Annotated in this window: 26 protein-coding genes and 1 tRNA gene; 16 read left to right on the forward strand and 11 right to left on the reverse strand. The window is 50.8% G+C overall.

From position 1 onward, the window contains the following. The first annotated feature begins 14 nt into the window (after positions 1 to 14). From QWY82_RS13010 to kduD, 3 genes are read left to right on the forward strand one after another with little or no spacing between them, the layout of a single operon-like run. Entirely contained in the window at positions 15 to 1946 is a 1932-nt protein-coding gene (locus tag QWY82_RS13010) for a hypothetical protein (RefSeq protein WP_290263020.1), read from the forward strand. 53 nt (positions 1947 to 1999) lie between these two features. Further along, positions 2000 to 2836 carry a 5-dehydro-4-deoxy-D-glucuronate isomerase gene (gene kduI / locus QWY82_RS13015; RefSeq protein ID WP_290263022.1) on the forward strand — a complete coding sequence of 279 codons (837 nt, stop codon included), beginning with the start codon at positions 2000 to 2002 and terminating at the stop codon, positions 2834 to 2836. Between the two features lie 10 nt (positions 2837 to 2846). Beyond that, positions 2847 to 3608, forward strand: a complete 762-nt coding sequence (gene kduD / locus QWY82_RS13020; RefSeq protein WP_290263025.1) for a 2-dehydro-3-deoxy-D-gluconate 5-dehydrogenase KduD — start codon at positions 2847 to 2849, stop codon at positions 3606 to 3608. Positions 3609 to 3634: 26 nt separating this feature from the next. Here the strand turns inward: kduD and QWY82_RS13025 are convergent, their stop codons facing one another. The 9 genes from QWY82_RS13025 to QWY82_RS13065 form a co-directional block, all read right to left on the reverse strand. Continuing rightward, positions 3635 to 4900, reverse strand: a complete 1266-nt coding sequence (locus QWY82_RS13025) for a helix-turn-helix transcriptional regulator (protein WP_290263027.1) — start codon at positions 4898 to 4900, stop codon at positions 3635 to 3637. Between the two features lie 148 nt (positions 4901 to 5048). After that, on the reverse strand, positions 5049 to 5834 hold the full coding sequence (locus QWY82_RS13030; protein WP_290263029.1) for a sugar phosphate isomerase/epimerase family protein: 786 nt from the start codon (positions 5832 to 5834) through the stop codon (positions 5049 to 5051). 405 nt (positions 5835 to 6239) lie between these two features. Next, complete coding sequence (locus QWY82_RS13035) at positions 6240 to 6548, reverse strand: TusE/DsrC/DsvC family sulfur relay protein (RefSeq protein WP_290263031.1); 309 nt, start codon at positions 6546 to 6548, stop codon at positions 6240 to 6242. Positions 6549 to 6550: 2 nt separating this feature from the next. Continuing rightward, complete coding sequence (tusB, locus tag QWY82_RS13040; protein ID WP_290263033.1) at positions 6551 to 6835, reverse strand: sulfurtransferase complex subunit TusB; 285 nt, start codon at positions 6833 to 6835, stop codon at positions 6551 to 6553. Continuing rightward, positions 6835 to 7185 carry a sulfurtransferase complex subunit TusC gene (gene tusC / locus QWY82_RS13045; RefSeq protein ID WP_290263035.1) on the reverse strand — a complete coding sequence of 117 codons (351 nt, stop codon included), beginning with the start codon at positions 7183 to 7185 and terminating at the stop codon, positions 6835 to 6837. Before tusC ends, tusB begins: the two co-directional genes overlap by 1 nt. Before the next feature lie 3 nt (positions 7186 to 7188). Then, entirely contained in the window at positions 7189 to 7575 is a 387-nt protein-coding gene (tusD, locus tag QWY82_RS13050; protein WP_290263036.1) for a sulfurtransferase complex subunit TusD, read from the reverse strand. Between the two features lie 59 nt (positions 7576 to 7634). After that, a complete protein-coding gene (locus QWY82_RS13055; RefSeq protein WP_290263038.1) occupies positions 7635 to 8300 on the reverse strand; it encodes a Bax inhibitor-1/YccA family protein in 666 nt (221 codons plus the stop codon). 198 nt (positions 8301 to 8498) lie between these two features. Then, a tRNA-Ser gene (locus QWY82_RS13060) sits at positions 8499 to 8586 on the reverse strand. Between the two features lie 143 nt (positions 8587 to 8729). Then, positions 8730 to 11531, reverse strand: a complete 2802-nt coding sequence (locus QWY82_RS13065) for a ribonuclease E/G (RefSeq protein ID WP_290263040.1) — start codon at positions 11529 to 11531, stop codon at positions 8730 to 8732. 711 nt (positions 11532 to 12242) lie between these two features. Between QWY82_RS13065 and rluC the strand changes: the two genes are divergently transcribed. Continuing rightward, positions 12243 to 13208 carry a 23S rRNA pseudouridine(955/2504/2580) synthase RluC gene (gene rluC, locus QWY82_RS13070; protein ID WP_290263041.1) on the forward strand — a complete coding sequence of 322 codons (966 nt, stop codon included), beginning with the start codon at positions 12243 to 12245 and terminating at the stop codon, positions 13206 to 13208. After that, positions 13199 to 13864 (forward strand): HAD family hydrolase, encoded by a 666-nt coding sequence (locus QWY82_RS13075; protein WP_290263043.1) that lies wholly within the window; start codon positions 13199 to 13201, stop codon positions 13862 to 13864. The genes rluC and QWY82_RS13075 overlap by 10 nt, the downstream gene beginning before the upstream one ends. Here the strand turns inward: QWY82_RS13075 and QWY82_RS13080 are convergent. After that, a complete protein-coding gene (locus QWY82_RS13080; protein WP_290263045.1) occupies positions 13832 to 14353 on the reverse strand; it encodes a Maf family protein in 522 nt (173 codons plus the stop codon). The two genes, QWY82_RS13075 and QWY82_RS13080, sit on opposite strands and share 33 nt — an antisense overlap. Before the next feature lie 239 nt (positions 14354 to 14592). Here QWY82_RS13080 and QWY82_RS13085 point away from each other — a divergent pair, with 239 nt between their 5' ends. The 10 genes from QWY82_RS13085 to tmk all read left to right on the forward strand — a co-directional run bounded on the left by QWY82_RS13085 (position 14593) and on the right by tmk (position 22581). After that, positions 14593 to 15126: a YceD family protein gene (locus QWY82_RS13085; RefSeq protein ID WP_290263047.1), complete on the forward strand. Its 534-nt coding sequence runs from the start codon at positions 14593 to 14595 to the stop codon at positions 15124 to 15126. Positions 15127 to 15169: 43 nt separating this feature from the next. Next, complete coding sequence (gene rpmF / locus QWY82_RS13090) at positions 15170 to 15352, forward strand: 50S ribosomal protein L32 (protein WP_183909705.1); 183 nt, start codon at positions 15170 to 15172, stop codon at positions 15350 to 15352. A gap of 9 nt (positions 15353 to 15361) precedes the next feature. After that, entirely contained in the window at positions 15362 to 16357 is a 996-nt protein-coding gene (gene plsX / locus QWY82_RS13095) for a phosphate acyltransferase PlsX (protein ID WP_290263052.1), read from the forward strand. Positions 16358 to 16412: 55 nt separating this feature from the next. Further along, the gene (gene fabD, locus QWY82_RS13100) at positions 16413 to 17354 is read left to right on the forward strand and encodes an ACP S-malonyltransferase (protein WP_290263054.1); all 942 of its coding nucleotides are present in this window, start codon (positions 16413 to 16415) and stop codon (positions 17352 to 17354) included. 31 nt (positions 17355 to 17385) lie between these two features. Further along, positions 17386 to 18123, forward strand: coding sequence for a 3-oxoacyl-ACP reductase FabG (gene fabG / locus QWY82_RS13105; protein WP_290263056.1), 738 nt, complete (start codon positions 17386 to 17388; stop codon positions 18121 to 18123). Between the two features lie 191 nt (positions 18124 to 18314). Then, positions 18315 to 18551 (forward strand): acyl carrier protein, encoded by a 237-nt coding sequence (acpP, locus tag QWY82_RS13110; RefSeq protein ID WP_290263058.1) that lies wholly within the window; start codon positions 18315 to 18317, stop codon positions 18549 to 18551. 126 nt (positions 18552 to 18677) lie between these two features. Then, positions 18678 to 19916: a beta-ketoacyl-ACP synthase II gene (fabF, locus tag QWY82_RS13115; RefSeq protein ID WP_290263061.1), complete on the forward strand. Its 1239-nt coding sequence runs from the start codon at positions 18678 to 18680 to the stop codon at positions 19914 to 19916. Between the two features lie 109 nt (positions 19917 to 20025). Beyond that, a complete protein-coding gene (gene pabC / locus QWY82_RS13120) occupies positions 20026 to 20904 on the forward strand; it encodes an aminodeoxychorismate lyase (protein WP_290263063.1) in 879 nt (292 codons plus the stop codon). Further along, on the forward strand, positions 20901 to 21926 hold the full coding sequence (gene mltG / locus QWY82_RS13125; RefSeq protein ID WP_290263065.1) for an endolytic transglycosylase MltG: 1026 nt from the start codon (positions 20901 to 20903) through the stop codon (positions 21924 to 21926). The genes pabC and mltG overlap by 4 nt, the downstream gene beginning before the upstream one ends. A 28-nt stretch (positions 21927 to 21954) precedes the next feature. Further along, positions 21955 to 22581 (forward strand): dTMP kinase, encoded by a 627-nt coding sequence (gene tmk / locus QWY82_RS13130; protein ID WP_290263067.1) that lies wholly within the window; start codon positions 21955 to 21957, stop codon positions 22579 to 22581. Here tmk and QWY82_RS13135 read toward each other — a convergent pair. Next, the gene (locus QWY82_RS13135; protein ID WP_290263068.1) at positions 22578 to 23213 is read right to left on the reverse strand and encodes a pseudouridine synthase; all 636 of its coding nucleotides are present in this window, start codon (positions 23211 to 23213) and stop codon (positions 22578 to 22580) included. The genes tmk and QWY82_RS13135 overlap by 4 nt on opposite strands. Positions 23214 to 23308: 95 nt before the next feature. Here QWY82_RS13135 and QWY82_RS13140 point away from each other — a divergent pair, with 95 nt between their 5' ends. Continuing rightward, positions 23309 to 24334: a DNA polymerase III subunit delta' gene (locus tag QWY82_RS13140; RefSeq protein WP_290263070.1), complete on the forward strand. Its 1026-nt coding sequence runs from the start codon at positions 23309 to 23311 to the stop codon at positions 24332 to 24334. Positions 24335 to 24355 lie beyond the last annotated feature (21 nt).

Raw genomic sequence — 24355 nt, forward strand, 5'->3', positions numbered from 1 at the left:
AGGTTTCTATAACAATGAAAAAAAGTAGTTTGTTATTTCTCGTTTTTTTGGTGTTCGTTGCCGGCAGCTGGGTTGTTTCAGATATTATTCGTAATAACGCTATCGTGAAGGTGCTGGCTGCGCCTGAGCAGGCATTAGCCAAGCGTGAAAATGATGCGCTCTATGCGTTACAGCACGGCGAAGATTTCGATTTCGCCGAGCTAGAAGAAACTTACCAGTTCATTGATGGCCGTTACGATACTGCCGACTTTCGACTGCCATCGTTGATTCGCATTCTGTATGACCATCAGGACAAAGTGCCTGACGCTGCCCTTGATCGAATGAAAACGTCCTTGCTTGGTTTTAAGTACTGGATGGATCAGCCCGGCGCCGACGCTATGTGCTACTGGTCTGAAAATCACCAAATACTCTTTGCCAGTGCTGAATATTTAATTGGCCAGTTTTGGCCCGATGATATCTTTAGTAACGATGGAAAAAGTGGCGCAGAGCACCGGGATATTGCTCGAGCCCGGGTGCTGGCTTGGCTAGAGCAACGCTGGTTATACGGTTTTACCGAGTGGTATTCGCCGGTGTATTACACCGAAGACGTTGCGCCATTGGCAAACCTTATAGATTTTGGTGACGAGGAGGTTAGTCTTAAAGCTAAAATTGTCATGGATTTGTTGTTGTATGATGTGGCTAGTCAGTCCTATCGCGGCACATTTATTTCAACCAGCGGCCGCATGTATGAGCGTCAAAAAATTCATGGTAAAAACGCCTCAATGAATCCGGTCATTACCGGGATTTGGGGCGATCGCTATGGGTACGATATCAGCGTTAATATGAGTCAAAATTTCACTTATCTTAAAAAATATCAGGTCCCCGAGGTTATTAAAGCCATTGGCCTTGATGATTCAGATGTGATTATTAAGGCATCAAATGGTCTGAATCTTATCGAGTTGCAAAGTGAGGGGCTGGTTGGTCAGGACGACCGGCAAATTATGATGCAGCTGGCGATGGAGTCTTTTACCAATCCGGAGGTGATTAGTAATACGCTGGCGTATGTCGATAATAACAACATGTTCGCCAATGAGTTTTTACATGATCTAAAATTGCTGAATATTGGTTTGTTAAGACGCACTGGGTTGTTGCCGACGGTGAGTCGAATGCTTGAATTGCCCACAGATGGTGTGGCGATCCAGCGAGCCAATACTTATACCTATCGCACGCAAGATTATATGATTGCAACGGCACAGTCCTATCATCCGGGCTCATATGGCGATCAACACCATATTTGGAACGCACTCTTGGCCAATGATGTCAGTATCTTTACCACCCATCCCGCGAAATCACTTGCCGAAAAGGGCGCCCTGAGTGCTTCGCCTGGCTATTGGGTCGGCAATGGTCGACTGCCCCATGCCGTGCAGCACGAGAATATCGTGATGGTCATGTACAAGGTGCCGGATAAGCCGAGCTTTATGGAAAAAAGTATCGTGCATTTTACCCACGCCCATTTCCCTAAGGATGCAATGGATGAGGTAGTGATTGATGGCCGCTATGCCTTTGCCCGACTTGATCATAAGTATGTTGCATTCACGGCAAAAAATGATTTGGCCTACGCCGACGCTAATCAAGTCGATTTGATTCAGCCCGGCGCCGAGACTTATTGGGTGTTCGAAGCGAGCACGGAGCAGAACGACGGTAGTTTCGCTGCCTTCATTAACCGCATTAAAAGTAACCCTGTTAATTTCGCACCTAGCCAGCTGAGCTATGAATCAAAGCACAAACTCATGCAGCTCAGCTTCGGCGGTGATTTTATCGTCAATGGTGCGCTTGTTGAAACTGAGTATCAACGGTTTGATTCGCCTTATGCGCAAGCTGAGCGAAGGCCGAGGTCGATAACACTGAGTCATGCCGATAAATCGCTGTTTCTTGATTTTTATAATGGGATTAGAGAAGAGCGTTAGCCGAAAAGGTTGTTTCTATAAACCAATATTTAAAGCGTTAAGTGAGAAAATGTATGGAACTCAATATTCGTTATGCCAATCACCCCGATGATGTAAAGCACTACACGTCTGAGCAGTTGCGTGAGCACTTTTTAGTGGAATCGCTATTCCTTGCCGACCAGGTGAAGCTAACCTATTCACACGTGGATCGAATCATGGTTGGCGGTATTATGCCGGTGCAACAAAGTTTGACACTGGAAGCCGGTAAGGAAATGGGGGTTGAGTATTTCTTTGAGCGCCGCGAAGCGGGCATTATCAATGTGGGCGGCAAAGGTGCTGTGGTGTTGGATGGCGTTCGTTTCGAACTGGGTAAGCGCGACGGGCTTTATGTTGGCATGGGCGTAAAAGACATCCAGCTTTTGAGCGATTCAACGGATGAGCCAGCAAAGTTCTACTTTAATAGCGCACCGGCTCACCAGCGTTACCCACACGCAAAAATTGAAATTGCTCAAGCCAATCCGGTTAAGTTAGGCAGCGTTGAAACCTCTAATAAGCGCACAATATATCAATATGTGCATCCGGCAGTCTGTCAGAGTTGTCAATTAGTGATGGGCTTAACCATGCTGGAGCCGGGAAGCATTTGGAATACCATGCCATGCCATACCCATGAGCGTCGGATGGAAGTGTATTTCTACTTTGATATGGCCGATGAATCACGGGTATTTCATTTAATGGGGAGACCCGATGAGACGCGCCACATTGTTGTTGCCAATGAGCAGGCGGTCATCTCGCCAAGTTGGTCAATTCACTCAGGTGCAGGCACCAGTAATTACACTTTTATTTGGGGCATGGTGGGGGAAAACCAAACCTTCGACGACATGGATCACCTTAAACCGGGTGACTTGCGATAGGGGTGCAAATATGATTTTAGACGCATTTAATTTGCGCGGAAAAGTCGCGATTGTCACTGGTGCTTCGCGCGGGCTAGGCCGAGGCATTGCCTTGGCGCTCGCCGAGGCTGGTGCGGACATAGTGGGTGTGGGCGTGAGCGATTCTTCTGAAACCGGGCGAGACATTACCGCCCTAGGCAGGAAATATTTGCAGGTTACCGCTGACCTCACCGATAGCCACTGTGTTGGCGGTATTGTCGCACAGGCAAGAGCCGCATTTGGCCGTATCGACATACTGGTGAATAACGCGGGGACAATACGCCGGGATGATTTTCTCGAGTTTAGCGAAGAGGATTGGGACGCGGTAATGGATCTCAATCTAAAGACGCTGTTCTTTTTCTCGCAAGCGGTGGCAAAAGTTTTTATTGAGCAAGGCAGTGGCGGGAAAATTATTCATATTGCCTCAATGTTGTCTTATCAGGGCGGGGTTCGAGTCGCCTCTTATACGGCGAGTAAATCGGGCGTGAAGGGCTTGACCATGTTGATGGCGAATGAAATGGCCGCGCATGGTATTAATGTTAACGCTATCGCGCCTGGCTATATGGCTACGGATAATACTGAGCAACTGCGCAATGATCCGAAGCGAAACACGGATATTCTCGGCCGTATTCCCGCGGGCCGCTGGGGCAATCCGTCCGATCTTGGCGGCGCTGTGGTGTTTTTAGCCAGCGCAGCCGCGGACTATGTGCATGGTTTTACCTTGGCCGTTGACGGTGGATGGTTGGCTAGATAATTGGATACAACGCTCGGCTGACGGCATTAGTTCTCGTTGCTAGTTGTAAGCTGAGTGCGCCGAAATGCAGTGGGCGTGGTATCAAAATGGCTCTTAAAGGCCTTATTGAAAGTGCTGATCGAGCGAAAGCCGACGTCCAAGGCAATGGTGGTGATAGGGATGTTCGCCTCTTTCGTATTACTGAGTCGCTGAGCGGCTTCGCTAATTCGGTAGCTGTTTAAAAAATCATTAAAATTTCGGTAACCTAAACCGCTGTTAATAATTTTTCGCAGACGATATTCCTGCAACTTTAACCGATAGGCCAGCTGACCCATGGTGAGCTCCATATCCTGATAGATGTGTTCATTGTCCATTAGGGCATGTATTTGTTGTAGCACTTCTGCGGGTACTTCTGTCGGTGCCTCGTTCGTCCTTGGCGCCTTTTCAGCTACAAAATTTTCACTGAGCGTTGTTTCGTCGATAGGATCAATATGTGTGTTTGTGTCCTGTTGGATGGGCGCGTCGTCGGTGGATGCTTTCGGTGACTGTTTGTGGTCGCTTTGTGGCAAGTGGGGCCTTGGCAAGCGATAGCGCTGGCTGTCGGGTGTTAATAATCCTGCGTTAGGTCGCAGTAGCATGACGTTGGTAATCAGTAACACCAGTGCGGCTATTACATATTGGGCATAGTTTAGCCATGGGAAATAGGCGTAAAGCACTTCGCGCATGATGAGAATAATAAAGAGATAGGCAGCGTTGACTCCGCAAAGCCATAGCCGCAGATCGCGGCGCGATTCGACCAGATCTACCCGCCAGTTGCGCGCTATCACGGCCACGGCTAAGCCTACCAGTAACAATTCTAAAACAGCCGGAGCATCAACTAATATCGTTACCCAGAAAGGCGCCGGTATTATGCCTATCTGGCTCGCCAAGAGGTCAACTAGTGGCAAGCAAACGGTCATTAGTACCAGTGATATTTGCCAAGTTTTAAGGGAAAAGTGATCATCAAACAGGCTTGCACTGAACAGCCAAAATACCCCGGGGATACCGGTCATTAACGTAATGGCGACGATGCTCCAAGGGCCGTCGGCGGCAAAGGGTGCAAGGAAAAAGCCGAGTAGGGTTAATAGTAAGAGGCTGTATAAACCTTGCTGCAGGGACTGCTTGGGGCTGAGTGCGATGAGTAGCATGGCCAACAGCACTTGTGAGATAGCGAACCCGACCACACCCGGCAGCAGGAGGTTGAGTAAATCAATTTCGCCGCCACTCCATGTGGGTGTGCGAATAGGCTCTTCTATTAGGGCTTGGGTTGGCATCAGGTGTTAAGTGCTTTTGTTGGTCTAGAAACGGAGTAATAAGAGGTGGGGCTTACTTCATACACAGAGGTAAGCCAAGTATTACAGGTGTCACCAGCCTAGCAGTTGTGGCTCTAATATCAACAGCTTTGACTTCTCGCTTCGCCAGTTAGAATAGGTGGCCGTAATCTAGGTTCTTTAAGTGTTGGATACTTTTGGCGAGATCGTCAAAGGGTGTTTTCGTTTCCTGCTCAATGGCCATGTAGGCGACATTGGCGTGCTTGCAACTTTCTACGATTTTACCAAAGTGTAAATGACCGACACCTAGCGCTGCGTCCGTGGGTAGCAGATCTAAATATTTCCAGCGGATTTGATAATCCCGTAAATGCACTACGTCCACCCTTTCAGACAACTCGAGTATCGTGTCATGGGGTGTTTTTCCACCACGCTGTAGCCAGTAGGTATCTAACGTTAAACCAATATTTTCGGCCGAACTATGTTCGAGCAATATGTCTAGGCCGGTTTTATGCCCGTACTTCTGAAACTCGAAGTGGTGGTGATGGAACAGCAGTCTGAAGCCCTGCTGTCGATAAACTTCTCCAAGGCTATTCAGTGCGACGGCAAATTTAGCAAGGGCTTTTTCGTTTCCGATTATGCAGCGCATCGGTAGCGCGGACACCGAAATATAGCGGCAATCGAGTTGTTGGTGAAATTGTATGGTTTGGTCAACGTACCGGCTGAGAAAGTCGAAGCTGTTTTGGCTGCTTCCCACGGTCATCTCCAGCGCTTGGGAAACCCGCGCGACTGTGGCGATTTCCTCTTGCGTCCATTTTATGCGCGCCAACTCTATGGCGTTGACACCCATTGCTTTCAGGCGCGTTAAGGAGGCTTCGATAGCGGATAAGCTTTTCAGATGTTTACGAACGGTATAAGTCTGAACAGAAAAGTTTGGCATGACGCTAGAATACCTGTTTGCGTGTGAATACCGAAGTGGCGACTATGGCCTATTGGGTAAGTGTTGCAAGTGAATTTCTAAAATTCGTCAGTGTCTGTGCGTATCAGTAACGCGGTTTTTGTGTGAGTGGAGATGACGCTAATTTGATGTTTTATTAATAAGTATAGATTGTTGGCCTAAGTATACTTGTACCTTGCTTTTAAGCCTAAGTGGACTGATCAGGCGGTGTGGCAAAGGCTCGCGTCATAATCGCGTGTTAACAAAGCCTAGAGTATTGATGGAATGGATGGCCCAAGTAAAAATCATGCGGATAATAAAAGCCCTAGGTTGCGGTCAAGGAATAGGTTGCAGGTTTAGTTTGATAGTCTAGCGAGCGTTTAACTGGATAGTGTCAGTTGATCTATCTCAAAGGCAGTTTGTAGGGCGTGGTAGTCCGGCAATTTTAGCGGCAAGTTTCGCGGTACTTCCTGGGAAAAGTTGCATGAGATAAATGCTGCGCCCCTTTTCTGGCCCCAAGGTGGCGGTAATATACTTCACCAGTGGCCGCATGGCGGGAGATAGCTCATAGGTTTGAAAATAATCTCGCAAGCAGTGGATAATTTCCCAATGTGCGTCGGACAATTGTAAGCTTTCTTGTTCCGCTAGCCATTCTGCGGTTTCTCGGCTCCAGTCGTCGAGGTTTACTAGGTAACCATCTTTATCTGTTTCGTACATGATTAATACCAGCTAACGATGGGCTGGTGGCTTTCGCTCAGTTCCACGAAGCCTGCATAATCAATCAGAGCAACCAGAGAGGGAAGCTTGTCGACATTTAACCCGCGTGCAATAAGATCGGGTGCCAGGGCGAAAACGCTTGCCTTTGTATCGATGGGTGTTTTGTTGGCAAACGCATATACCGCATCGTTGATTAAGATGATGGCATCTTCTTTTTGTGCCGCTCGCAATGCGATCTGAATATCTGCGTTCGCGAGTGACTTGCTTATAATATGCAATGTGGTCATTAAAAGGTCAGTACCTGATCGGCTTGTTCGAGTAAATTGCATAACCCTTCATCGCTTAGCCAGTGAATATTGGTGCTGTGTGTGGCTACGCCCAATTGTTCAAAGGATGGTTTATGCACGTATAAGGTTTCAACGTCGTAGAGCGGCAGCGCGTTTAATTGCTTTTCGATGTTGGGCAGGTTGAGGTTGTTTAATGCCATGCCTGTATTCAACTGTAAAACGCCATCGCCGATAAAAACAGGTATCACTTTCTGTTCAAATGCGGCAGTTGCCAAGAGTGCGTCTAGGCCTTCTTTTGCATAATCACCAGCACTGGGAGAATGACGAAATAAAAATAGAGTTGTTTTCATTGCCTAGCCAAAGGTGATGAGTCTATCGGTGTTAACAGTAGCGTCTACCAATTGGCCTAGCCCCGAAAGGTTGAAGCCTTGCGCTAAGTTAGATGTGGCTAAGTTGTAGCGTTCCGCTTCCTGTGCATCGCAAATGCCGCGTTTAAGTGCGGCTGCAATGCAAACCACGAGTTCGGTGTTGTTGGCCTCGCTAAATTTCACCCAGCGCTGATGGATGGGGCTACTGCCTTGGGGCGGTTGTTGTAAAAGGCTAGCTTGATAAACCCCGTCGCCATAAAAAAATATTCGCGAAACACGGTGGCCGGCGGCAACCAGCGCGCAGGCAAATTGGTAGGCCGATTCGCAACCGCTCTTGCTGGGTGAGGCTAAGTTTAGCAGCGCATAATTCATGGCAACTCCAAAAAGCAAAAGAGCCCCAGAGGGGCTCTAGTGAATGCCTGTGATGTTAATTAATCGTCACCACCGGTGAAGCTCATGATCAAGCTGAGCAGACTCATGAAAATATTATAGATGGCGACGAATAGCGTCACTGTTGCTGAAATATAGTTGGTTTCGCCGCCGTGAATGATCACGCTTGTATACCATGCGATAACGCCAGAGGAGAGCAGCAAAAACATGCTCGAAACGGCTAAACCTAAACCGGAAATACCTAAAAATACGTTGGCAATACCTGCAACAAAGGCCACTAACAAGCCCGTCATTAAAAACCCGGACATGAACGACAGGTCTTTGCGCGTGGTGAGTACGTAGCCTGATAGGCCGAAAAATATCAGCGCCGTACCGCCCAGTGCCATGAGCACGGGTTCGATGCCCGCCGCCGCTGTAACCATGCCGACAATAGGGCCTGCAGTAAAGCCTAGCCAACCGGTCAGCGCGAATACCCAGACAATGCCCATTGAGCTGTTCTTGTTTTTTTCCGTAAGCCAGAGGAAGGCAACATAAGGCAGTAGCATCCACAAGCCCATGTAGGGAACGTTGGCGACAATGGCAACGACAGCCATTAAGGCACTGAAGGCAAAAGTCATTGCAAGTAGTGTGTAGGTGTTGCGCAGTACTTTGCTAACCTCTTCACTATGCGCTTGTGCGCGTTCCGTTTGGCTATAAAGCTCTTGCATAAACGTCTCCGTGATTAAATGAATTCTTTCGCTATCTTACAAACACTTACTGTAAAAGCAAGGGCGCTGATAATAGGCGTTATATCACCCTTATGATTCGCATTTCAATGCGCTTTAGAGTCTACTTTTACCATTTAGTTCAAGCTGAAATTGCGAGAGAGATAATACGTGCTAAGAGGGGACTTGCGGGGGAATAAATGGCGGAAGGGCAGGGATTTGAACCCTGGGATGCTCGCACATCGCCGGTTTTCAAGACCGGTGCAATCGACCACTCTGCCACCCTTCCGCAACAGGCGCAAATTATACATAGACTTTGGCTGATCGCAAGCCTCTAAGTATTTATTTTTATTAAATATTTAGTGGTTGACGCTTTTCTGAACAAGAATAAAAAAAGGCCAGCATTTGCTGGCCTTTTTAGCGCGTTAGAGGTTATTCAGAGACCTCTTCAGCGCGCTTGTTGCGTGGGTCATTCGCGGGCCGCGAAACTTCTCTCGGCGCGCGCTCAATGGCCGCGGGTAGTGCGGTATTGAGTGGCCTGCCGAGCACCTTCTGACGCGTCTGCGTGGTCACTTGAACTTGAGCGACGGGTTTAGGGTTGCTTCTGGGGTCGTTGCTTGGTCGAGTATAAGCAGGCTTAGCAACTTCCTCGGTTCTGCGTTCAGCGACTGTCTCAGCTTTAGCTTGGTCGGCGTCGCTTGTCTCGGCGCTCTCTGCTTGGGCGTCGGACTCTGCTTGGGCGTCGGATGCTGCTTGCTCGGCGGACTCTGCTTGCTCGGCCGTCTCTGCTGCTGGCGCGTCTAGGTCGGCACTGGCTTCAGGTGTCACCTCGGTTGAGTCTTCCGATGGCTCGGTGCCTTGGGGTGTCGATTCAGCGGGCTTAACCGCTGCTTTTTGAGGGGCAGGGGTTGAGGGCTCAGTTGCCTTAGTGGCAGCAGGGGTAGCTTGCGCTTCACTGGTATTCTCGGCGACTGCTTGCGCAGGCTCTGATGCAGCAGCTTTAGGCGCGTCTTCGCTAGTTGCTTTGCTTGCGTTTCTGTCGCGTTTCGGCGTAGTGGGCTTAGCGTCCGCTTGGTCTGTAGCGCTATCGTCAGTTGATGGTGACTCAGTTGCAGCAATCGCGGCTTCGTTGTCTTTCTCCAATTGCTCTACTTGTTCGCTGCGGCGACCGCGACGACGCTGCTGGTTGCGGCCCGTGCGAGAGCTAGGGCGACGCGATGGACGGTCTTCGCTGTCGTCATTATTGTCGTCGCCGCTGTTGTCGTTCTGTTGCGTCGGTTGCGCAGCCGGTGTTACTGGGCTGTCCCCTTCGTTAACACTTTCACCGCTGCGACGACGACGGCGACGGCGACGATTGCCGCGCTGTTCATCGTTGCTCTCGTCGGTGTGGTCGTCACTTTTTTGATTGCGTTTGTTGTCCGGCTTGTCGGCCTTGGGTTTGTCGGCGCTATCATTTTCTTCGTTGCGACGCGGGCGGCGGCGGTTGCCACCTTGCTGGTTGCGTCCGCGCGAGCGACGGTTGTCACTCTGACTTCTGCTGCTCTTTTTGGGTTTAGGTTTGGGCGCAAAAAGTGCCAGAATGGCGGCAATCCAGCGTGAAATAATGCTTGGCTCTGCTGCCGGCGCTGGCGCCGGTTGGCTCGGTGCAACTTGCTGAACGGCTGCGCGCGCAACAGGTTTGGCATTTTTCATATCGGCATCAGCTTCAATAAGCTCGGCTGGCGACGAGATTTTGTAGCTGGTTTCCAGCGTGCCTTCATCGTCATCGCGCAAGCGTTGAACTTCAAAGTGCGGCGTTTGCAGTTCGGGCTTGGGCACAATTAAAACGCGAATGTTGTTGCGCGCTTCAATTTTGCTGATGGTTTTACGCTTTTCGTTAAGCAGGTAAGTGGCAACAGAGATGGGCGTGATGGCGCGAATTTCCGCGCTGCGCTCCTTTTGTGCCTCTTCTTCCACTAAGCGTAAAATGGAAAGCGCCAAAGATTTGGTGCTGCGAATGGTGCCTTGGCCGGAGCAACGTGGGCATACTTTCGACATGGTTTCTTCGAGTGATGGGCGCAAACGCTGGCGCGACATTTCGAGCAAACCAAAGCGTGAAATGCGACCCACTTGAACGCGAGCGCGATCCATTTCGAGCGATTCGCGCACGCGGTTTTCAACTTCGCGCTGATTTTTTGCCGACTGCATATCAATGAAGTCGATTACCACTAAGCCGCCGATGTCGCGCAAGCGCAGTTGGCGTGCAATTTCGGTTGCCGCTTCGAGGTTGGTCTGTAGTGCTGTCTCTTCAATGTCGCCGCCTTTGGTAGCGCGCGATGAGTTGATGTCGATAGACACTAGAGCTTCCGTTGGGTCGATAACAATCGAGCCGCCAGAAGGTAGTTTCACTTCGCGCTCAAATGCCGTTTCGATTTGGCTTTCGATTTGGTAGCGATTAAATAGCGGAATGTCGTCTTCGTAATACTTAATTTTGCTTTGATAGTTTGGCATCACCTGTTGAATGAAGGTGGTGACCAGATCGTAAGCTTCTTTGCTGTCGACGATAACTTCGCCAATGTCTTGGCGCAGGTAGTCGCGAATGGCGCGAATGATGACATTGCTTTCTTGGAATAGGAATTCTGGCGCTTTGTGCGTTTCCGCAGCGGCAGAAAGCTGGGACCAGAGTTGGAGTAGATAGTCCAAATCCCACTGCAGCTCCTGTGCGCTGCGGCCAATGCCGGCTGTGCGAACAATGATACCCATGCCTGACGGCACTTCGATATCGGATAGCGCATCGCGCAGTTCTGCGCGCTCTTCGCCTTCGATGCGGCGTGAAATACCACCGGCGCGAGGATTGTTGGGCATTAAGACTAAATAGCGGCCGGCGAGGCTGATAAAGGTGGTGAGGGCAGCGCCTTTATTGCCGCGCTCTTCCTTATCGACCTGAACGATAACTTCCTGGCCTTCCTTTAGTACGTCTTTGATTTTAATGCGGCCGTCAGCGTCTTTTGAGTTCTTGCTGAAGTAGTCGCGCGAGATTTCTTTCAGGGGGAGGAAGCCGTGGCGCTCGGCACCGTAGTCTACGAACGCGGCCTCAAGGCTGGGTTCTACGCGGGTAATTTTACCTTTGTAGATGTTGGCTTTCTTTTGTTCGCGATTGCGGTTTTCGATATCCAAGTCATACAGCCATTGGCCGTCGACCAGTGCAACACGCAACTCTTCGGGTTGGGTTGCGTTAATGAGCATTCTTTTCATGCTATGCCTAAGTTTTAGGGCGCATTCAAAGTTGCTGTGAAGCAGACTGTAAAACTGTTTGGCCGCCTAAGGCCCTTGCGCTACCTAGTTAGTGGCTCGCAAAGTCGGCGGTTGAATCAGGTGGCAACAGGCAGCAACAGGCCAAACCCAAATGGGGCTGCGCGATGTTGCTATAAAGGTTGCTTAGGGTACCTGTATTCATCAAAAACTCAGAGTTCATCCATTGCGTTTATGTCAGTTCGGTTGCTGACGCTATCAGTGTTTTCACAAGAGGGGGGGGGCTTGGTCAGGCGTCTGGGCGATTGGCCTAGCGCGGCTGGTTTGCGTTCCGTCCCTGCTGATAGTGGCTATTGCTATCGAGTTTTAAAAACAATTTCTCAGTGCACTGCAGCAGTCTTTGTGCGCAATTGTCACTGTGGTTCTTTGTGCCGGCGTTTTTGTTCGCTCTGGCAGCGAAGAACCGCTATTGGGTCAAAAAACAGCGCTCCGGGGTTGTTTACCGGCTGCCCACCTCGGGTCAGACGCGTATACAAATCCAGCGGTTTGCTGGCTGAATGACGGTATTTCCTCGCGACTTGCCTAACGCAATGTCCGGAAACCAGCCCAGTCAGCGGGCTGAACTATAGCAGCAAAGCCTAAGCCCTTCAATTAGAAAGAAAAAACTGATTTGACTGGTGTAAAATGCCGCTTCATCCCGTGTTTGAGAGCGCTATGTCTGAGTTTCACCAGGTTCAAATGTTAGAAGTCGACCCAGACTGTGCTGGCCAGCGAATCGATAACTACCTTATGTCGCGCCTAAAAGGGGTGCCTAAGTCTCGCCTCTATCGCCTGTTGCGCAAAGGTGAGGTGCGGGTGAATAAGGGCAGGGTGAAGCCCGAGCATAAATTGCAGGCCGGTGACCTCGTGCGCGTGCCGCCTATTCGCTTGGCGCAAGAGGGCGATCTGGTGCCGATTGGGGCGGAGCTGGCTGAGCGCTTGGCCCAGGCCATCGTATTTGAAGACGATTGGTTGATCGCCATCAATAAGCCATCGGGCTTGGCGGTTCACGGTGGCAGCGGTGTGCAAATTGGTTTGATTGAGGCGCTGCGCCAGATGAGGCCCGAGATTAAGTTCCTCGAATTGGTACACCGGCTAGACCGCGAGACCAGTGGCGTCATCTTGGTGGCGAAAAAGCGTAGCGCGCTCAAGGCCTTGCAGGAGCAGTTCAGGGAGAAGTCGGAGCAGATGACCTTGGCCGGCATACGCAAAACCTATTTGGCCCTAGTTGATGGGCAATGGCCGGCCGCAAGACGGGAGGTTAACGAACCCCTGTTGCGCACTGAACTGGCTAATGGCGATCGGATGGTTAGGGTGTCCGCTGAGGGTAAGCCCAGTAAAACGCTATTTGCCGTGGTCGAAAGCCTACAGGGCGCGACACTGGTGGAGGCGAGCCCGGTCACCGGCCGAACCCATCAGATTCGCGTGCATGCGCGCATTGCTGGCTGCCCACTGCTAGGCGACGAAAAATACGGTATTGATCTCATAAATGAAAAGCTCAAGCGCAAAGGTTTGCGGCGCCTGTGTTTACACGCGGCAAAATTGAGCTTTTTGCACCCGACCACCGAGCAGCCGATGGTCGTGGAGGCGCCGATGCCCGATGATATGGCTGCGCTACTGGAGGCACTGCGATGCTCTTGATTTTTGACTGGGATGGCACTCTTATCGATTCCACAGCAAAAATTGTGGCCAGCCTGCAGGCCGCGGCGCAACGTCTGCAATTGCCTGCGTTGCCAGATGCCGAGGTAAAAAACATTATTGGCTTGTCGTTAGATGAAGCGCTGGCTCGGCTTTATCCAGCCTTGAGTTCGAGTGCTTTATTGACCTTGTCTGAGGCATTTTCCCAACATTTTATTGCCGCAGATCAGAAGCCTTGTGCTTTTTATGAGGGAGTCGTGCCGGTTCTGACATCGTTAAAGGCGGCGGGATTTGATTTGGCCGTGGCGACGGGGAAAAGTCGCAGCGGCTTGACCCGGGTGCTGGGCAATGTGGGCTGGAGTGATTTCTTCTCGGCGACCAAGTGTGCGGAAGAGACAGCCTCTAAGCCGCATCCACTGATGCTGGAGCAGCTGTTGAGCGACTTTGGTGTGCGGCCCCATGAGGCGGTGATGGTGGGCGATACAGAATACGATATGGCCATGGCCAGCAGTGCCGGCATGCCGCGTATAGCGGTGAGTTACGGGGCGCATCATATCGATCGCATGAGACCTTACGAACCGGTGCTTTGTCTCGATCGGTTCACCGAGTTACTCGAGTGGCAGCCGCTACGACAAAGGCTCGAAACCCTCCCGTCTTAACATGGCGCAGAGAGCGATGAGGGGTAGGCCTTCGAGGGCACTGGGGTCGGTGCTGGTTAGTGATTGAAATAAGCTGCTACCCAAGGCTTCGCATTTGAAGCTGCCCGCGCAGTCTAGCGGTTGCTCCTTCCTTATATAGATTTGGAGTTGGGCGTCGGTGAGAGATAAAAAACTGACCTCCGTGGCGACTGTTTGCAGCTGTAGCTGTTGATTGCTGCTATTGAGTAGGCAAAGGCCGGTATAGAAGGTGACGGTTTTTCCTTGGCAGCGTTTGAGTTGCGCTAGTGCGTTTGCCTCGGTGCCGGGTTTGTTAAGCAGCAGACCATCGCAGCTGGCGGTTTGGTCTGAGCCAATAATTAATGCATCTGGATAGTGTTGGGCTAGCGCTAACGCTTTTGCCTTGGCTAGGCGCGGGGCCATTTGCGCTGGTGTTTCCGTTGCTAAGGGGCTCTCGTCAATATCGGGCGCATGACAGGTAAAATCATCCACAATCCGGCCTAGTAGGGACTTCCGGTAGCGAGAGCTGGAGGCTAAAATTAGGTGTCTTTTGAGCATGGGGTTAGGCCTGTAACTGGGCGTTCGGTGCGGATGAGTTAACGCTCTATGTTACTGATTTGAGGCGGCTAAGCCCAGAAACGGTTTTTTAGCGCTAATCTGGCCTCAAATCCCTTAAATTGTGCTTATTTCCCTTTGACACCACAGAATCTTGTCCCTAGAATTGCGCGCTTATGTCAGATGCCCCCTTACAAACGATTTTGCCACGGCAAGTAGATCCGCGAAAATTCGCGCAGAAGGGGATAAGTCTATCTGGTCGCGTGCCACTGGCGCAGATGCCTCGCTTAAGCGAAGCGGTGCAAAGTGGCGACGAAGAGGTAGATGTGCATTTAGAATTTGGTATTGACCAGCAGAGGGCTAAAACCCTTAAAGGTCATGCTAGAGCAAGTGTTTCAGTGGTTTGTCAGCGTTGTTTGCAACCGACAAAACTCACCTTAGACGCCGATATCGCACTCGCTGTAGTGTGGACAGAAGAGCAGGGCCAAGACTTATCCAAGGATCTCGATCCTTTGATATTAGAGGAAGGCCCAACCGATCTGTATCAGGTGGTAGAAGATGAGTTATTGCTGGTGTTGCCAATGGTGGCCTATCACGAAGAGCAATGTATTGATGCTGCATCGTTAAGTGCCGGAACAGAGGTTCAAGACGATAAAGTATCAGACAACCCTTTTAAAGTGCTGGAGCAACTTAAGGGCTCGCCGAAATAACGAGGCGCCCCGGCTTCAGTCCATTTGGTAAGTAGGAGCTATCATGGCTGTTCAGCAAAACAAAAAGAGTCGTTCACGTCGTGACATGCGTCGTTCGCACGATGCACTCACTGGTCCAACCCTGTCTATCGATCCAACCAGTGGTGAGAAGCACCGTCGTCACAACGTGACTGCCGATGGTTTCTACCGCGGTCGCAAGGTAATTGATACTGGCAGCGACGAGTAAAACTCGCGTTTGACTGCATCATCTCGAATTGCCGTAGATGTAATGGGTGGGGACTTAGGTCCCCACACTGTTTTTTCTGCCTGTGAAAAGGCACTGCAAGACTTTCCCTTCTTAGAAATTTCTGCCTTTGGCACTGCCCAAGCGGCTGCGTCTATTCCCCTAACGCTTCAAAATAATACCCGTTTCGATTGGCTACAAGCGCCTGAAATGTTTAGTGCCGAGCTGAAACCCACTGAAATTTTGCGCCATAAGGAAAGCTCGCTTTGGCTGGCGGTGGCGCACTTGGCGGCGGACAAGGCTGATGCCTGCGTCAGTGGCGGCAGTACGGGGGCTTTAATGGTGGCTGGAAAGCGCCTGCTGGGGATGGTTCCTGGCATCGATCGCCCGGCAATCTGCCAGCGCTGGCCGACCCGTAAAGGGCAAACCCACATGTTGGACTTGGGCGCTAATCTGGAGGTTAGCCCAGAGTTTCTGTTGCAGTTTGCGCAAATGGGTTCGGTGCTATCTAAGGTTGCTCGGCCAAAAGTCGCTTTGCTAAATATAGGCACGGAGAGTAACAAGGGCGGCTCGCTACTGGCGCAGGCGGCAACGCTTATTGGCCAGGACGAGGCCTTGGCCTTTGCCGGCTTCATCGAGGCAAATCACCTGCTCGATGGCGATGTGGATATTGTGGTTACCGACGGATTTAGCGGCAATGTGGCACTAAAAGCCAGTGAGGGGGCGGCCATATTTTTAATTGAGCAGCTAAAAGCGGCTTTTTTAGGCTCTTGGTATGGCAAATTGGTTGGCCAGTTAGCCAAACCTGTGTTGCTAAAATGGCGCACACAGTTCGACCCCGGTCGCTATAATGGCGCCAGTTTTTTAGGCTTGTCTAAGCCGCTGATCAAAAGCCACGGAAGTGCTGATGCGCAGGCATTTTATAATGCTATTCGGGTTGCGCTGGAGCAAACGGAGCACAGGTTGCCGGCATTACTGGCGGCGCGGTTTAAGGCTTCGGCCGAGTAAAAGTAGCAGTAACATCCAATAGCTTTCATAAAGATTTATAACCAAGGTTTTTATTATGTCCGACTCTTCTTTGGCGTTCGTATTTCCGGGCCAAGGCTCTCAAAAAATTGGTATGTTGGCGGATTTGGCTGAGCAGAATGCCATTATTGTTGACACTTTTGCCGAAGCATCTCGTGTTTTAGGTTACGACTTATGGCAGTTGGTGCAAGAAGGAGCGCAGGAAGATATTAATCTAACCGAGCGCACCCAGCCGCTATTGCTAACCGCCAGCGTCGCGCTGTGGCGTTTATGGCAACAAAAGCACGGGGCGAAACCGGCGTATTTTGCTGGCCATAGTTTAGGCGAGTGGTCTGCCTTGGTGTGTGCGGAGGTTGTTGCATTTACCGATGCGGTGAAACTTGTGCAGCAGCGCGGTGCCTTTATGCAGGCCGCGGTGCCCGCGGGCAAAGGCGCAATGGCAGCAATTATTGGTTTAGATGATGGATTGATTGTTAATGCTTGTGAGCAAGCGTCAAATGCCGGTGTGGTGTCAGCGGTAAATTTCAACTCGCCCGGTCAAGTTGTTATTGCGGGTGAAAAGGACGCTGTCGAGGCGGCCATGGTGTTGTGCAAAGAAGCTGGCGCAAAACGCGCTTTACCCTTGCCTGTTAGCGCGCCTTTCCATACCAGCTTGATGCGGCCAGCCGCAGATAAGCTCGCCGAATTTATTATGGCGACCACGTTTAATGCGCCAACGATTCCCGTGGTACACAACGTCAATGCAAAAACTGAGTTAGATCCTGAAAAAATAAAACAATTGATGATAGAGCAAATTTACAGTCCGGTATTATGGGTTGATTGTGTGAACAGTTTAGCGAGCCTAGGCGCGACCCAACTAGTGGAATGTGGCCCTGGTGCAGTACTGGCTGGCTTGGCAAAGCGGATTGATAAATCTTTATCGGCAGCGACAACCGGCTCGGTTGACGAGTTCGAAAAAGCGATCGCAGAACACGCGTGAGCGACCTAAATTTTTAACGGTGAGTAAGATTATGGAAAACAAAATTGCATTAGTTACAGGCGCCAGTCGTGGCATTGGCGCGGCTATTGCCGATTTGTTAGCAAGCCAGGGTGCGATTGTTGTCGGCACAGCCACGAGTGAAAGAGGCGCGGCAGCAATATCTGCGCGTCTCGCGGAAAAGGGTCTGAAAGGCGAGGGCATGGTGTTGAACGTCACCGATGCCGATTCCGTGGCGGCACTTTTGACGGCGATTGGTGAAAAATACGGCGCGCCAAGTATCTTGGTAAACAATGCCGGTATAACCAAAGATAATCTATTGATGCGTATGAGCGACGAAGAGTGGTTCGATGTGATCAATACGAATTTGAGTGCCATCTACCGTTTAAGTAAAGGTTGTTTGCGCGGCATGATGAAAGCCCGCTGGGGACGCATCATTAATATCAGCTCTGTGGTTGGTTCCATGGGCAACGCCGGTCAGTCGAATTACGCGGCGACCAAAGCCGGTGTGGCGGGTTTTGCTCGCGCTCTGGCGAAAGAAGTTGGCTCGCGCAATATTACCGTAAACACGGTAGCGCCAGGTTTTATCGATACCGATATGACCAAAGAACTGCCCGATGCGCAAAAAGAGCTATTGTTAGCTAATGTGCCCGCTGGGCGCTTGGGTCAGCCGGAGGAGATTGCCGCAGTGGTTGCCTTCCTGGCGAGCGATGCCGCAGGCTATGTGACCGGCGAAACCATCCATGTGAATGGCGGAATGTACATGGCATAATGGCCATAAGTGGCTGTTTTTATTAAGGTTACTGTAAGAAGTTGTTATTTTTTGTCGGTTTTCGTTACAACCGGCGAAAAATCCATGTAAAATGCCGACCCTGTTGGCCGAGAGCACAAACAATTGGCCGCTTGTCAGTCTTGTAAAGACAACGGTTTGACCGAAATTACCAACTTGGAGTTGAATACGATATGAGCAGCATTGAAGAGCGCGTAAAGAAAATTGTCGCCGAGCAGCTTGGTGTAAAAGAAGACGAAGTTAAAAACGAAGCCTCTTTCGTTGAAGACTTGGGTGCTGATTCTCTCGATACCGTTGAGCTTGTAATGGCTTTGGAAGAAGAATTCGAAACTGAGATTCCAGACGAAGAAGCTGAGAAAATCACCACTGTTCAGTTGGCTATTGACTACATTAACGAGCACCTCGGTTAATTTAAGTCGAACGGAACAGCTGTTCTGCGCAAAAGCCGTCACTATTTCACGATAGTACGGCTTTTGTTTTATTGGCCTTTGTATTTTGCGTTGTGAATTTTTAATTCGTCAGTCTGGAGAGTAAACGTGTCGCGTAAACGAGTCGTTGTTACCGGTATGGGTATGGTTTCGCCCCTAGGCAATACAGTTGCAGACACCTGGAAAGGCATCCTTGCCGGTCAGAGTGGCGTTGCACCGATTACCACTTTTGATACAACTCCTTTTAGTACTACGTTTAGTGCTGCAGTAAAAAATTTCGAAGTGGAGCCCTATTTACAGGCCAAAGACGCCCGTAAAATGGACCCCTTCATTCAATACGGAATGGTAGCCGGTATTCAGGCGTGGGAAGACTCGGGTATCGAGTTAACTGAGGCCAACGCCGAGCGCATTGGCGCCGTTATTGGTGCCGGTATCGGCGGTATCGGCTCTATTGCCGACGGCGCGCTCACCATCGAAGAGAAGGGGCCAAGACGCATATCGCCGTTTTTCGTACCTGGTGCCATCATTAATATGATCGCCGGCAACCTGTCGATTAAGTACGGTTTTAAGGGCCCAAATTTGGCCGTGGTTACCGCCTGTACCACGGGTACCCATGCCATTGGCTTGGCAGCTCGCTCAATTCAATATGGCGAAGCCGATGTCATGCTCGCGGGCGGGGCCGAAATGGCCACCACCAAAACCGGTTTGGCGGGTTTTGCGGCGGCGCGGGCTTTGTCTACCCGCAACGACGACCCGACCAAAGCCAGCCGGCCTTGGGATCGGGATCGCGATGGTTTTGTCTTGGGCGATGGCGCTGGGGTGCTGGTGCTCGAAGAGTACGAGCACGCCAAGGCTCGCGGCGCCAATATTTATGCGGAAGTGATCGGTTTCGGCATGAGTGGCGATGCTTACCACATGACGTCGCCGCCAGAGAATGGTGCTGGCGCAGCGCTGAGCATGCGCAACGCCATTAAAGATGCCGGTATTCAGGCCGAGGATATTCAATACATCAATGCTCATGGCACTTCAACGCCAGCAGGTGATATTGCCGAATGCCAAGCGGTGAAGTCGGTAATGGGTGAGGCGGCAAGTAAGGTAGCGGTGAGCTCGACCAAGTCGATGATTGGCCATTTGTTAGGTGCTGCTGGGGCAGTGGAAGCTATTTTCAGTATTTTGGCTATCCGCGATCAAGTTGCACCGCCAACCATCAACCTGGACAATCCGAGTGAGGGTTGTGATTTGAACTTGGTGCCTCATAAGGCGCAATCCATGCCGATCAATATCACCATGTCGAATTCTTTTGGATTCGGCGGAACAAACGGTACACTGGTTTTTCGAAAGGTGTGATTAACGTTATGTTCTGAAAAACGGCGATCACCTATGATCGCCGTTTTTATTTGCTCGCTTAGAATGTGAATGGGTTGGTCAACAAGCTTACAGTTATTAAGGATGGGCCGTGCACAAACCGTTGGTCATGATAAATGGCAGTCTTTGCGACCAGATATCCGTGCGAGATAGAGGTTTGCACTATGGCCACGGCCTATTTGAAACCCTGCGTGTGGAGGCTGGGCAAGTTCCTTTGCAGCGGCGTCATTTAGCTCGGCTTGCGCGCGACGCGTCTAAACTTTTATTGCATTGCCCCGAGCAGCACTGTGTTATCGCCCAGTTGAATGCGTTGATAGAAGCCGCTAGTCGCGAGTGGCAGGAAGCTAGAGATCGATTGTTTGCTACGGTTAAAATTTTATTAACCGCAGGAGAGGGCGGGCGCGGCTATCGTTCGCCACCAAGGCTAGTGCCCAACCTTATTATGCAGATTGTGCCCCGGACATTTACGCTGGCTCAGCGTAACTCCGCTATGGTGTGTGCCACACGTTTAAGTAATTCGGCGCTAGCTGGGGTTAAACATTGCAATAGGCTTGAACAAGTTCTCGCGGCCAACGAGCTTGTCGATACTGCGCATTTCGAAGGCATTATGTGTGGCGCAAGCGACTTGGTTGTCGAAGGTATTTCGTCCAATATCTTTGTGTTAAAGCATGGCGAGTTTTACACCCCGGCGTTGGACGCTTGCGGCGTTGCGGGAGTAATGCGGGAGTTTTTATTGGAGGATAATGTTGGCGGATTACCTATTTCAATTCGCCCAGTGAGCGTGGATGAGCTTGTGCTTGCAGATCAACTATTTGTGGCAAATAGTAATTGGGGTGTGGTTGCTATTGATTGTTTGCACCTAGGGGATCGAATGGTGTCCTTTAACCGAACGAGTGAGGGCGAACAGTTTATCGCGCTCGGTGACAGTGCGTTTAGCACTAAAGCAGCCTTACCTGGAGATACGTTTTGAAGGCGATAATAAAGTGGTTGTTCATTTTATCTTTTGTGGCTGTATCGCTAGCGGTAGGTCTCGGATTTTATGTTAAGCAGGTATTAGATACGCCCATGGCGATCAGTGATGTTATGCAGCTCGAGGTACCAAGAGGGCAGTCTTTGATTGCCTTGGGTAATCGCTTAGAGCGCCAGGGCCTATTAAATGCGACGCTTTGGGTTGGCTATGCACGCATCGTAGGTGCCACAAAAATAAAGTCAGGTGAATATAAAATTGAGCCCGGTCTTTCGCCCAAGCAATTACTGGATAAGTTATTACTCGGCGATGTCATTCGCTACAGTGCGCAATTGGTTGAGGGTTGGACCTATGGTCAGGCGCTGCAATACTTACAGAGCCTAGAACACTTGGAAATTCGTTTGGCGGGTTTACTTTGGCCGGCGCAACAGCAACTGTTGGGGCTGGAGGAGAATCATCCCGAAGGGCTGTTTTTTCCCGATACCTACCAATATCAAAAGGGCGATTCCGACGTAAGTTTGTTGCGTCAGGCCTATGCTAAACAGCAAATGATACTAACGGAGCTATGGGCAGAGCGAGCTGAAAACTTGCCCTATCGCACGCCATACGAAGCGCTCATCATGGCGTCTATTGTTGAAAAGGAAACCGCAATTGATGCCGAGCGCGAGGAGATAGCGGGTGTGTTTGTGCGCAGGTTGCAGAAAAATATGCGCTTGCAGACCGACCCCACGGTCATCTACGGTTTGGGTCAAAGTTACCGGGGCAATTTATCAAGAAAACATTTAACCCAGGCCACAGCCTACAATACCTATGTGATTAAGGGCTTGCCGCCCACCCCCATTGCCCTGTCCGGCGAGCGCTCGCTGTTTGCCGCACTACACCCTGACAATGGAACCAGTTTGTATTTTGTCGCCAAGGGCGATGGCTATCATCAGTTTTCCACGACACTCGATGAGCACAATGCCGCGGTTAAAAAGTTTCAACTAAAGCGCCGCAGCGATTACCGCTCGACACCGCAACAATAATGCTGTCAATGAATAAAGAGAGATTGGATTGAAGCCTGGATTATTTATTACCGTTGAGGGTACCGAGGGTGTTGGCAAAACCACCAACATGGATTTTGTTGAGCAGTGGTTAAGATCCAAAGGTTTGGATGTGTTGAGAACCCGCGAACCCGGTGGCACGCCTTTGGCAGAAACATTACGCGAGCTATTGCTGGCACCGCGAGAGGAAGTTGTAGATCCAACAGCCGAACTGCTATTGGTATTTGCTGCGCGGGCGCAGCATTTCAATCAACTAATTTGCCCCGCGCTCGCACAGGGTAAATGGGTGCTATGCGATCGTTTTACCGATGCGACTTATGCCTATCAGGGGGCAGGGCGCGGATTGGACTCAGCATTAATTGCCCAGCTGGAAAAAGTTGTTCAGGGCCCGCTGCGGCCAGATTGCACCCTGTTGCTCGACATCGATGTCAATATCGGTTTGGAACGGGCGCGCAGTCGCGGCGATTTGGATCGCTTTGAGACGGAAACCATTGCTTTTTTTGAGCGCGTTCGCGATTGTTATTTGGCTCGTGCAAAAGCGGAGTCGTCGCGTTTTCGCGTGGTCGACGCAGGGCAATCTTTAGGTGAAGTGCAGCGCGATATTGATCGAGTTCTAGAAGAACTTCTTCAGCGTTAAAATTTCGGTTCAGATACTACCTTGATACCGCTGTTTGTTACTGGGTGAGTAAAACTTAATTGGGTCGCATGCAAACAGAGAAAAGGCGAGGCGTTGCGCACCGGTTCGGGCGCGTAAAATTGATCGCCTAAAATCGGGTGCCCAAGTTGTTGCATGTGCACCCGCAGTTGATGAGAGCGGCCAGTGACCGGGGTGAGAATAACCCGAGTTGAATTGTTCGCCTGATTTCGCTCGACGCATTGGTACAAAGTACGCGAAGGCTTACCTGTTTCCATATCGACCTTTTGCAATGGTCGGTTGGGCCAATCGCAAATAAGTGGCAAGTCGACCGATCCCGCGTCGTCTTCGATAATTCCCGAGACAATAGCCGTATAGGATTTTTCAATTTTGCGCTGTTCGAAAAGTATACTGAGCTGGCGGTGTACGTCTTTCGACCTCGCTACGATTATCAGCCCAGAAGTGGCATAATCTAACCGGTGCACGGAGAGGGCTTCTGGAAAGTGACGTTGAACCCGACTGATTAAGCAGTCTTGGTTCTCGGGGCCTCGGCCAGGCACACTGAGCATTTTGGCCGGTTTGTTTACGACTAAAAAAAATTCATCTTCATGTACAAATTCTAAAGTATCTTTCACGCTGAGTGCTTATTGTGCCGGTAACTAGAGTTGCGCAGTATGGCAAAGATAAAGGGAGCCGGACAGATGTACCTGATTGAGCAGATCGATATTTTATGCAATTAGCTGAATTCACACTGGGCCAATCGCCTTATCCGTGGCAACACGAGCGCTGGCAAACGCTGTTCGAGGCTGTCAGCGCGCAGAAATTGCCGCACGCGATTCTATTTGCCGGTGTGCCGGGCGTCGGTAAAACCCATCTGGCGATGTTATTGGCCCAGCGATTACTGTGTTTAACGGCGGCGGCAGAGCTGGCTTGCGGTAAATGTAAAGCCTGTCAGTTAATGGCTGTGGGAACGCATCCGGATCTCCTGTTGTTGGAGCCCGAAGCAGCGGGTAAAGCGATTAAAATTGACGCTATTCGGCAGGCCAATGACTTCTTGAGCAAAACGGCTCAGCAAGGTGGCCGAAAGCTGGTGGTCATTGCGCCAGCTGAGGCAATGACTACGGGCGCGGCCAATGCGCTGTTGAAAAGCTTAGAGGAGCCGGCCGGTAGCGCCCATATCATTTTAGTGAGTCATCAAACCAGCGCCGTGTTATCAACGATTCGCAGCCGTTGCCGCCTAATAGCCTTTGGTTTGCCCGCTGCAGAGGTTGTTGTGCCTTGGCTGACGCCCATCGCTGGCAACAGGATAGCGCCTGAACTTTTGCTCTCCCTTGCCGGTGGCGCACCGCTAGCGGCCCGCGGCTTACTGGATGGCGATGCCTTGGAGCAGCACCAGCTTTTGGTACGGAACTTACGCGAGCTGGCGCAGGGCCAGAAAGGCCCGCTGGCGCTGGCCTCTGAATGGATGGCACAGGATCATCAGCAGGTGCTGAGCTGGTTTCAGTTGTGGATTAGTCAGTTATTGAAAAACTTGCAATGGCAGCAAGCCGGTAATAAAAACGTCGAGACTTTTGATTGGGCAGAGAGTTTGCTGGGCCAGGCGGGTGCGCCTGTGCTGCACCGGTTGTATGAAAAGGTGGGGCGCGCACGGCAAGCCTTGGCTGGCCCATCGAACCCCAACACCCAATTATTGCTGGAGGAGATTGCTTTGGACTGGCAAGCGCTGTGTCGAGCGTTTATGCGCCGCTCGCGTTAATTAGATCGCTGGTGTCTAGAC

It is taken from the genome of Simiduia curdlanivorans, from assembly GCF_030409605.1.
Lineage (GTDB): Bacteria > Pseudomonadota > Gammaproteobacteria > Pseudomonadales > Cellvibrionaceae > Simiduia > Simiduia curdlanivorans.